The following is a 10,239-nucleotide window of genomic DNA, read 5'->3' on the forward strand; positions in this document are numbered from 1 at the left end:
ACGGCGATCGGCGCCCGGCCGGGCGCGCGACGCCTTCGGTTCCGCCGCGCGGCTCAGCGCGCGGTGTAGGTCTTCTGGGCCGGCTGCCCCGTGGAGCCGATCGCCTTGGGCTTGCCGCCCTGGATGGCGACGGCGAGCGAGCCGTCGGACGTCTGCACCCGCACCGGGGGCGACGCCTTGAGCGTCTTGGACTGACCGAACGCGAGGTCGCCGGTGAAGACCACCGATCCCGAGGCGTCGCGTACGACGACATGCGCGCCGCCGCCGGCCGCGGTCAGCGTCACCGGGACCGGCGCGGCGACCTTGCCGGAGGGGTTCGTGGTGCCGGACGAGCCGGAGTCGAGGCTGATCTGCGGGGCAGGCGCCGCCGGCGACCCCGCCATGACCAGCCGCGCGACCGACCAGATCAGCACGACCGCCATCACCGCGGCGACCAGGACCGACCAGTTCGGGCCGCCGCGCATCCGGCGCAGGCCGCCGTGGCCGGTGGCCAACTCGGCCTCGAACACCGCCCTCGGGTCGACCGGGGCGTGGGCGTAGGTCTCGTCGTAGGTGTTGAGCAGCGGTCCCGCGTCGATGCCGAGCACCCGGGCCAGGGTGCGCAGGTGACCGCGGGCGTAGAAGTCACCGCCGCAGGGGGCGAAGTCGTCGACCTCGATGGACTCGATCACGTGCGGCCGGATCCGGGTGCGCTCGGCGAGCTGGTCCACGGTGAGCCCGACCCGAGCCCGGGCCGCGGCCAGTTCCGGGCCGATCACCGGGTCGGCGGCCGGGACGATCCCGGAGTCGACCAGGTCGTCGAAGACGACCTGCGTCTCGTCCTGCGGGGTGGTCCGGATCAGCCGCACCACCTCCGCGTCCGCCGACTCCGACCCCAGCGACCCCAACGACGCCGCGCCGACCACCTCGGCCCGCACCACCTCAGCCCGCACCGCCACGGTCGGCTCCCGCAGCGGGCTCGGGGTGGGGCTCGGCCTGAGCACCGGGACGGTCGGCTCGGGGCTCGCGGCTGGCCCGGCCGCGTCCAGGCCCGGCGATGCCGACTCCTCCGACGCCACGTCGACCGCCGGCCGCTCCGCCGTGTCCGTCAGGTCCACCAGGTCCTCGGCGACCATCGTCGGGTCGATCTCGACGACGTCGACCGAGGCCGGCGCGAGCGCGGCCAGCGTGTCGGTCAGGCTGTCGCCGGCGCCGGTGACGGTGGTGCCCAGGCCGAGCGGCACCGCGTAGACGACGCCGTACAGGCGCAGGGACAGGCGGCCCAGCCACAGCGCCGGGCCGGCCAGGTCCTCGAGCTGGGCGGCGTTGTCCACCGGCAGCACCGAGAGCCGGCCGTCGCGCCACCAGCCCAGCGGACCGCGCGGGCGGGGCTGGTGCTCCACCTCGTCGATCTCGGCCCAGGGCAGGCCGCGCCACCTCCGGCCGAGCCGGAAGCGGATGCCGTGCTCGTCGACCAGGACCAGCGGGGTGCGGGCGTCCCAGGCGCTCCAGGCGTGCAGGGCGGCCAACGCCAGCAGCACCACCCCGAGCACCACGGCGGCACCGCCGCGGGTCAGGAACGCCACGCCGACCAGCGCCGCCGCGACGGCGATCGCGGCAGCCAGGCGGCCGTTGCGTCGTACCTCGACCATCACATCTCCCCCTGAATGGTGGCGATCACGCTCTCGATCTCGTCGGGCTTGACGAGCACGTCACGGGCCTTGGAGCCCTCGGAGGGCCCGACCACGCCGCGACTCTCCAGGATGTCCATCAGCCGGCCGGCCTTCGCGAAGCCGACCCGCAGCTTGCGCTGCAGCATCGAGGTGGACCCGAACTGGGTGGACACGACCAGCTCGATCGCCTGCAGCACCAGGTCGAGGTCGTCGCCGATGTCGTCGTCGAGCACCCGCTTGCTCTCCGCGGGCGCCGTGACGTCCTCGCGGTAGTTCGGCTCGAGCTGGTTCTTGCAGGCCTTGACCACCTGGGCGATCTCGGCCTCGCTGACCCACGAGCCCTGCACCCGGATCGGCTTGGCGGCGCCCATCGGCAGGAACAGGCCGTCGCCCTGCCCGACCAGCTTCTCGGCACCCGGCTGGTCCAGGATGACCCGACTGTCGGCCAGGCTGGAGGTGGCGAACGCCAGCCGCGAGGGCACGTTCGCCTTGATCAGGCCGGTCACCACGTCCACCGAGGGCCGCTGGGTGGCGAGCACCAGGTGGATGCCGGCGGCGCGGGCGAGCTGGGTGATCCGCACGACCGAGCTCTCCACGTCGCGCGGGGCGACCATCATCAGGTCGGCGAGCTCGTCGACGATGACCAGCAGATAGGGGTACGGCGCCAGCTCGCGCTCGCTGCCCGGCGGCAGCTCGATCTTGCCCGCGCGCACGGCCTTGTTGAAGTCGTCGATGTGCCGGAACCCGAAGTTGGCCAGGTCGTCGTAGCGCAGGTCCATCTCGCGGCAGACCCACTCGAGCGCCTCGGCGGCCTTCTTGGGGTTGGTGATGATCGGCGTGATCAGATGCGGGACGCCTTCGTAGGCGTTCAGCTCCACTCGCTTGGGGTCGACCATCACCATCCGGACCTCGTCGGGCGTGGCCCGCATCAGGATGGAGGTGATCATCGAGTTGATGAACGACGACTTGCCCGAGCCGGTGGCACCCGCGACCAGCAGGTGCGGCATCTTGGCGAGATTGGCCACCACGAAGCCGCCCTCGACGTCCTTGCCGAGGCCGGAGACCATCGGGTGGTGGTCGCGGCGGGCCGCGTTGGAGCGCAGCACGTCACCGAGGGAGACGATCTCCTTGTCGGTGTTCGGGATCTCGACGCCGACCGCGGACTTGCCCGGGATCGGGCTCAGGATGCGCACGTCGGCACTCGCCACGGCGTAGGCGATGTTCTTCTGGATGCCCAGGATCTTCTCGACCTTGACGCCGGTGCCGAGCTCGACGACGTAGCGGGTGACCGTCGGGCCACGGGTGTAGTCGGTGACCTGCGCGTCGATGCCGAACTCGTCGAGCACCGACTGCAGGCGCAGCACCACGTCGTCGCTGGCCTTCGAGCGCGGCTTGTGCGGCGAGCCGGCCTTGAGCAGGTCGCTGCTCGGCAGCGTGTAGGTCACATCGCCGGCCAGGGTGAGCTGCTCCACCCGCGGCGGCAGCGGGGCGTGCGGCGGCGGCTCGAGCTCGGCCTTCTCGTTCGCGGGAGCGGCCTTGGCGATCTTCTTCAGCCGCGGGTTGGTCCGCTCGGGCGCCGCCTCCTCGACGGCCGTCGCGGCGTCGCCGAACAACTCGATGCCGACGTTCTCGGTGGTGTCGCCGAGGCTGGTGAACTCCTGGGCGACGTCGAGTGCGTCCCGGTCGGCGGTCTCGTCGCGCTTGCGCCGCCCCTTCTTCGGCGCGGGCTCCTGCACCACCGGCGAGTCGTACGCCGGCAGCCCCATCTGACTGTCGACGGTGTCGTCCACGAACAGCCGGCTGCTCCGCCTGCGCCGGGGCTGGCCGTCCTCGAAGAGGTCGTCGTACTCGCCCTCCTCGGGGTGGCGGCCCAGCGCACGGTCGCGGAACTCGGCCAGCCGGGCGGGCACCTGGTAGAGCGGCGTGGAAGTGATCACCAGGACGCCGAAGAACGCCAGCAGCAGCAGGACCGGGACCACGACCAGGTCCGAGCGGAGCAGATCGAGCAGCAGGCTGGCGACGACGTACCCGACGGCGCCACCGGCCGACTGCAGGTCGGTGGAGTCGCCGTTGACCGGCTGCGGGTTGCCGTTGGCGATCTGCACCACACCCAGGACGCCGAGCGCGAGTGCGCTCCAGCCGATCACCTGGCGGCCGACCGGGCCGCCCTTGAGCGGGTCGCGCATGGTGCGGACACCGACGTAGACCAGGCCGAGCGGGACCAGCCAACCGACCTTGCCGACGCTGCCGGCCACCGCGACTCGCACGACGTGGAAGGCGCTGCCGGCGAGCTGGAACCACACGCCGGCGGCGACCACGACCGCGAGGGCCACCAGGAACAGGCCAACGCCGTCGCGGCGGTGCTCGGGCTCGAGGTCACGAGCGCCGTGACCGATGCCGCGGGCGACCGCCCCGGCGCCACGCGCCACGCCCATCCAGACGGTGACGATCAGCCGGGCGATCCCGTCGAAGAGCCGGGCGATGGGGCCGCGGCCGGTGCGCACCGCTCGCGGCGCGGGCCGCCCGGAGCTCTTGGATGCGGGGCGACGCGCCGGCGCCTTGCCGCGCGCCGGCTTGCGCGCGGGTGCCTTGGCACGGGCAGTGCTGGTCGTGCCGGCACTCCGGGGGCGGGCAGAGCCCGTCCCAGAGGACGCGCTGGTGCTCCGCGAACCCGGCGGGGAAGACGTACGGGTCGCCATGTGGCCACCCTATTTGGTGTTCACTCCCGTCACACGCACCACAGGAGTGCGTGTCGCGGCGCGGCGCGCTCCCTCGACAACCGCGCACCGGGCCGCCATGCTGCCCGGGTGGTCGTGACCCTCGCCGTCTTGACGGGCCTCGTCGCGGTGGCCAACTGGTACGCCGTCGGCTCCCGACGAGCCCGGGTAGAGCGGTGGACCAAACCGCTGACCATGGCGGCCCTGATCGCCACCGCGCTGGCCGCCGATGCCGGTGGCTCCGCGGCGGGGCGCTGGCTGCTGGTCGCACTGGTCTTCGGGCTACTCGGCGATGTCGCCCTGCTCGGCGACACCACCAGGCGGTTCCTGGCCGGGGTGGCGGCGTTCCTGATCGGCCACCTCGGGTACGTCGCCTGCTTCGTCGCGCTGGGCCTCCCCTCCCCCGGCTGGGCCTGGGCGGTGGTGGCGATCTTGCTCGCCGTGCTGGTGGTGACCCGCGACGTGGTACCCGCGGCGTACCGCCTCGCCGGCGCGGCCGTCGCCGCCCCGGTGGCGGTCTACAGCCTGGTCATCGCCGCGATGCTGGTGCTGGCCTGGCTCACCGGCCACGGACCGATCGCCGCGGGCGCGTCCGTCTTCGTGGTCAGCGACTCGATCATCGGGCTCTCGCTGGGCCGGTTCGGCTTCCGCGGCCCCAGCGGCCGCACGCACGTGGCGATCATGGTCACCTATCACCTCGGGCAGGCACTGATCGCGATCGGCGTGCTCGCCGCCGCCGGCTAGGCCCACATCCAAACTGTCACCGTGACACTTTGCGTCGCGAGTGACACATCCAAACTGTCACGGTGACACTTTGGAGGGCGGCTTGGAGGGGGCGGCGAGGGTCAGGCCTCGATCACGACCGGGATGATCATCGGGCGGCGACGGTGGGTGTCGGACACCCAGCGGCCGATGGTGCGTCGTACCGCCTGCTGCAGCTGGTAGGTGTCGGTGGCACCCTCGGCGACGGCGCGGTTGACCGCGTCCACGATCGGCTGGCGGACCTCGTCGAAGGCGCCCTCATCCCAGGCGTGGCCGCGGGCGTGGATCTCCGGCCCGGCGGAGACCTTGCCACTGACCGAGTCCACCACGACGATCACCGAGATGAAGCCCTCCTCGCCCAGGATGCGCCGATCCTTGAGCTCGGATTCGGTGATGTCGCCGACGGAGGTCCCGTCGACGAAGACGTAGCCGCACTCGACCTTGCCGGCGACCCTGGCGACCCCGTCGACCAGATCGACGACCACGCCGTCCTCGACCGTCACCACGCGCTCGATGCCGACCGCGCGCGCCAGGTCGCCATTGGCCAGCAGGTGGCGGATCTCGCCGTGCACCGGCATCACGTTGCGTGGCCGGACGATGTTGTAGCAGTAGAGCAGCTCGCCGGCGCTCGCATGGCCCGAGACGTGGACCAGGGCGTTGCCCTTGTGGACGACGTTCGCGCCCAGCCGGACCAGGCCGTTGATGACCCGGTAGACGGCGTTCTCGTTGCCCGGGATCAGCGAGGAGGCCAGCAGCACGGTGTCGCCGTGCTCGATCTGGACGAAGTTGTGGGTGCCGTTGGCGATCCGCGACAGCGCGCTCATCGGCTCGCCCTGCGAGCCCGTGGAGATCAGCACCTGCCGCTCCGGAGGCAGGTCGGCGAGCTCCTTGGCGTCGACGATGACCTCCTCGGGCACGTGCAGGTAGCCGAGCTCGGAGGCGATCTGCATGTTGCGGACCATGGAGCGGCCGACGTACCCGACCTTGCGGCCATGCTTCACCGCGGCGTCGAGGATCTGCTGCACCCGGTGCACGTGCGAGGCGAAGCAGGCCACGATGATGCGCTGCTGCGACTCACGGAAGACCTGCTCGATCGCCGGGGTGATCTTCTTCTCCGCGGTGGTGAAACCGGGCACCTCGGCGTTGGTGGAGTCGGTCAGGAAGAGGTCGACCCCCTCCTCGCCGAGCCGGGCGAAGGCGCGCAGGTCGGTGATCCGGCCGTCCAGCGGCAGCTGGTCCATCTTGAAGTCGCCGGTGTGCAGCACCAGCCCCGCGCCGGTGCGGATGGCGACCGCGAGCGCGTCGGGGATCGAATGGTTGACCGCCACGAACTCCAGATCGAAGGGGCCGAACGCGAGCCGGTCGCCCTCCTTCACCTCGTGGTGCACGGTCTCGCGCAGCCGGTGTTCGCGCAGCTTGGAGCGGAGCAGGGCCAGGGTGAGCTTGGAGCCGACCAGCGGGATGTCCGCCCGCTCGCGCAGCAGGTACGGCGTCGCGCCGATGTGGTCCTCGTGACCGTGGGTGAGCACCAGCGCCTCGACGGCGTCGAGGCGGTCACGGATCGCCGACCAGTCGGGCAGGATCAGGTCGACCCCGGGCTGCTGGTCCTCGGGGAAGAGCACCCCGCAGTCGACGATGAGCAGCCGACCGGCGTACTCGAAGGCGGTCATGTTCCGACCGACCTCGCCGAGGCCGCCCAGCGGGATCACCCGCAGCGCGCCCTCGGGGAGCTCGGTCGGTGCGGACAGTTCGGGATGCGGGTGGCTCATTCGTCCCTTTCGATCAGGGGGTGGGTCACAGCAGGTCGGAGGCGGCAAGGCCGGCGCGCAACCCGGCGTACTCCTCCTCGTCCAGCGGCACGAGCGGGGAGCGCACCGTCCGGTTGTCGAGTACGCCGAGGAGCTGCAGCGCACCCTTCGCGGTGGTCGCGCCGTAGTTGGGCACGCCCATCACCGCCGCCAACGCCGGCTGCAGCTGGGCGTTGATCTTCTGCGCGGTCGCGATGTCGCCGGCGAGGAAGGAGGTGATCATGGCACGGATCTCGTTGCCGGCCGCGTGGCCCAGCACCGAGACCACACCGCAGCCGCCGTAGGCGAGGAACCCGAGGGTGAGGGCGTCGTCACCCGAGTAGACCGCGAAGCCCAGCTCGCGCAGCAGCACCGCCTGGGTCGGGTCGCCGGCGGCGTCCTTCACCGCCACGATCCGGCCCCACGAGGCGATCTCGCGGAAACTGTCCGCGGCGATCTTGGTGCCGGTGCGGCTGGGGATGTCGTAGAGCATGATCGGCGCGCTGGTGGCGTCGGCGACCTGCTTGAAGTGGTGCAGCACGCCGGCCTGGCCGGGCTTGTTGTAGTACGGCGTGACCAGGAGCAACCCGTCGGCGCCGTTGGACTCCGCCTGCGCGGCCAGCTCGAGGGTGGTGCGGGTGTCGTTGGTGCCCACCCCCGCCACCAGGGTGACGCCGGGACCCACGGCCTCCCGGACCGCGCGCAGGATGCGGCCGTCCTCCTCGACGGTGGTCGTGGGCGACTCCCCCGTCGTACCGGAGACGACGATGCCGTCGTGGCCGTGCTCGACCAGGTGCTTGGCGATGCGCTGGGTCCCCTCGACGTCGAGCGAGCCGTCCTCGTGGAAGGCGGTCGCCATGGCGGTGAGCATGGTGCCGAAGGGAGCGCTGGTCATGGGCCGAGCCTATCGCTCAGCCCGGATGGCGGCGCGCAGCAGGCGTGGAATCGGCGGATCCGGGCTCAGAGCGCCGGGAGCACGTCTCGCGCCACCAGGCGGAGGTGGTCGAGGTCGCCCAGGTCGAGGGTCTGCAGGTAGATCCTGCGCGCCCCCGCGTCCTGGAACGCCCGGATCTTGGCGACGACCTCCTCGGGCGTGCCGGCCAGGCCGTTCTCGCGCAGCTCCGCCTTCTCCCGGCCGATCGCCGCCGCGCGCCGGTCGATCTCGGCCTCCGTCTCACCGACGCAGAGGACCTGGGCGACGCTGTAGGTCATGCTGGCCGCATCGCGCCCGGCGGCCTCGACGGCGGTCGCGACCCGGCCGAACTGGGCTCGGACGTCCTCCACACCGGCGAACGGCACGTTGAACTCGTCCGCATAGGCGGCCGCCAGCGCCGGCGTGCGCCTCTTGCCGTGGCCGCCGATCACCACCGGGATCGTGCCGCGGTGGCCGCCGGTCTGCACCGGCTTCGGCAGGCCGGGGCTGTTCTTGAGCTGGTAGTAGGTGCCGGCGTAGTCGAAGCCACCCTCGGTCGCCCACAGCCCGGTGATGACGTCGAGCTGCTCCTCGAGCCGGTCGAAGCGCTCGCGCATGTCCGGGAACGGGATGCCGTAGGCCTCGTGCTCGGCGCTGAACCAGCCCGCGCCGAGGCCGAAGTCGACCCGGCCGCCGGACATCTGGTCGACGTTCGCGACCGCGACCGCCAGCGGGCCCGGGTGCCGGAAGGTCGCGCTGGTGACCAGCGTGCCGAGCCGGATCGTGGAGGTCTCGCGGGCGATACCGGCCAGCGTGACCCAGGCGTCGCTCGGACCGGGCAGGCCGTCGCCGCCCATGGTCAGGTAGTGGTCGGACCGGAAGAACGCCCCGAAGCCCAGTCGCTCCGCCTCCTGGGCGACGGTGACCAGATCGTCGTATGACGCGCCCTGTTGGGGCTCGGTGAAGATGCGCAGCTCCATGGGGGAAGCCTGCCAGAGCCGGCTGGGTCGTCCGGGGCCGGCCCCGTCCCCGGGGAAACAGCTGACTTGGTCGGGTGACACGCTGGCGTGTCGCGCGACCGACCCAGCTGTTTTTCTAGCCGACGACGCGCTCCAGGAACAGTCGGTCGTAGCGGTCGCTGCTCTCCCGGCGCGTCTCGATCCACTCCTCGACGTCATACGCCGGGTAGAGCACGTCGCCCTCCGGGCGCAGGTGGACCAGGGTGAGCACCTGCTCGGTGGCGAAGGGCAGCGCCGCCGCGTAGACCTGGGCTCCGCCGGCGACCATCAGGTCGCCGGGCGTGTCCAGGGCGAGCGCAGTGACGATGTCGTGCGCCACCAGGACGCCGTCGTACCACCAGGCAGGGTCGCGGGTCAGGACGATGGTGGTCCGGCCGGGCAACGGCCGGCCGATCGACTCGAACGTCGTGCGCCCCATCAACAGCGTCTGCCCCAGGGTGAGCGCCTTGAACTCGGCCTGCTCCCCCGGGATCCGCCACGGAATGTCGGGGCCGTTGCCGATCACGCCGTTGTCCGCGACCGCCGCGACCAGGACGACCCGTCTAGACGGCAATGGGGGCCTTGATCGCCGGGTGCGGGTCGTAGCCCAGCACCTCGATGTGCTCGAGCTCGAAGGCGTCGATCTCGGTCACGGTCGGGTCCAGGACCAGCGTCGGCAGCGGTCGCGGCTCGCGGGTGAGCTGCAGCCGAGCCTGCTCGAGGTGGTTGAGGTAGAGGTGCGCGTCGCCGAGGGTGTGCACGAAGTCGCCCACCTCGAGGCCCGTCACCTGGGCGACCATGTGGGTGAGCAGAGCGTAGGACGCGATGTTGAACGGCACGCCGAGGAAGACATCCGCACTGCGCTGGTAGAGCTGGCAGCTGAGCCGTCCGTCGGCGACGTAGAACTGGAAGAGGCTGTGGCAGGGCGGCAGCGCCATCTCGTCGACCTCGGCCGGGGTCCAGGCCGAGACGACGTGGCGGCGGCTGTCGGGGTTGGCCCGGATCTGGTCGATCACCTGCGCCAGCTGGTCGATGTGCCGGCCGTCGGGAGTGGGCCAGGAGCGCCACTGCGCGCCGTAGACCGGGCCGAGGTCGCCGTTCTCGTCGGCCCACTCGTCCCAGATCGTGATGCCGCGCTCCTGCAGCCAGCGCACGTTGGTGTCTCCGCGCAGGAACCACAGCAGCTCGCCGAAGACCGAGCGGGTGTGGATCTTCTTCGTGGTGACGAGCGGGAAGCCCGCGCGCAGGTCGTAGCGGGTCTGGTGGCCGAAGATGCTCAGCGTCCCGGTGCCGGTGCGGTCGGACTTCTCGACGCCCTCGTCGAGGATGCGCCGAAGCAGGTCGAGGTAGGGCTGCACGCACTCAGCCTAGATCGACCGTGCCGCTGATCGTGGTGAGCGTCCGGCCGCC

General features: G+C 71.7%; 8 protein-coding genes. 1 reads left to right on the top strand and 7 read right to left on the bottom strand.

The window, feature by feature from the left end; genetic code table 11:
• Window positions 1-53: 53 nt before the first annotated feature.
• On the bottom strand, window positions 54-1,631 hold the full coding sequence (locus tag VHA72_RS15820; protein ID WP_325576930.1) for a helix-turn-helix domain-containing protein: 1,578 nt from the start codon (window positions 1,629-1,631) through the stop codon (window positions 54-56).
• Window positions 1,631-4,351, bottom strand: a complete 2,721-nt coding sequence (locus VHA72_RS15825; protein ID WP_325576932.1) for a DNA translocase FtsK — start codon at window positions 4,349-4,351, stop codon at window positions 1,631-1,633. The genes VHA72_RS15820 and VHA72_RS15825 overlap by 1 nt, the downstream gene beginning before the upstream one ends.
• Before the next feature lie 108 nt (window positions 4,352-4,459).
• On the opposite strand from VHA72_RS15825, the gene VHA72_RS15830 reads away from it, so the two are divergent.
• Complete coding sequence (locus tag VHA72_RS15830; RefSeq protein ID WP_325576934.1) at window positions 4,460-5,113, top strand: lysoplasmalogenase family protein; 654 nt, start codon at window positions 4,460-4,462, stop codon at window positions 5,111-5,113.
• 101 nt (window positions 5,114-5,214) lie between these two features.
• On the opposite strand, the gene VHA72_RS15835 is transcribed toward VHA72_RS15830, so the two are convergent.
• From VHA72_RS15835 to VHA72_RS15855, 5 genes are all read right to left on the bottom strand, one after another.
• A complete protein-coding gene (locus VHA72_RS15835) occupies window positions 5,215-6,900 on the bottom strand; it encodes a ribonuclease J (protein WP_325576936.1) in 1,686 nt (561 codons plus the stop codon).
• A gap of 25 nt (window positions 6,901-6,925) precedes the next feature.
• Entirely contained in the window at window positions 6,926-7,813 is an 888-nt protein-coding gene (gene dapA, locus VHA72_RS15840) for a 4-hydroxy-tetrahydrodipicolinate synthase (protein WP_325576938.1), read from the bottom strand.
• Window positions 7,814-7,878: 65 nt separating this feature from the next.
• Entirely contained in the window at window positions 7,879-8,811 is a 933-nt protein-coding gene (locus tag VHA72_RS15845; protein WP_325576940.1) for an LLM class F420-dependent oxidoreductase, read from the bottom strand.
• 115 nt (window positions 8,812-8,926) lie between these two features.
• Window positions 8,927-9,403 carry a dihydrofolate reductase gene (locus VHA72_RS15850; RefSeq protein WP_325576942.1) on the bottom strand — a complete coding sequence of 159 codons (477 nt, stop codon included), beginning with the start codon at window positions 9,401-9,403 and terminating at the stop codon, window positions 8,927-8,929.
• Window positions 9,393-10,187, bottom strand: a complete 795-nt coding sequence (locus tag VHA72_RS15855) for a thymidylate synthase (RefSeq protein WP_325576944.1) — start codon at window positions 10,185-10,187, stop codon at window positions 9,393-9,395. Before VHA72_RS15855 ends, VHA72_RS15850 begins: the two co-directional genes overlap by 11 nt.
• Between the last annotated feature and the right edge of the window lie 52 nt (window positions 10,188-10,239).

Source organism: Nocardioides sp. (assembly GCF_035547795.1).
Taxonomy (GTDB): Bacteria; Actinomycetota; Actinomycetes; order Propionibacteriales; family Nocardioidaceae; genus Nocardioides.

Excerpts from the sequence above, each read along its gene's own strand:
- dapA (WP_325576938.1), bottom strand. The coding sequence starts at position 7,813 with ATGACCAGCGCTCCCTTCGGCACCATGCTCACCGCCATGGCGACCGCC.
- VHA72_RS15845 (WP_325576940.1), bottom strand. The coding sequence starts at position 8,811 with ATGGAGCTGCGCATCTTCACCGAGCCCCAACAGGGCGCGTCATACGAC.
- VHA72_RS15820 (WP_325576930.1), bottom strand. The coding sequence starts at position 1,631 with ATGGTCGAGGTACGACGCAACGGCCGCCTGGCTGCCGCGATCGCCGTC.
- VHA72_RS15835 (WP_325576936.1), bottom strand. The coding sequence starts at position 6,900 with ATGAGCCACCCGCATCCCGAACTGTCCGCACCGACCGAGCTCCCCGAG.
- VHA72_RS15825 (WP_325576932.1), bottom strand. The coding sequence starts at position 4,351 with ATGGCGACCCGTACGTCTTCCCCGCCGGGTTCGCGGAGCACCAGCGCG.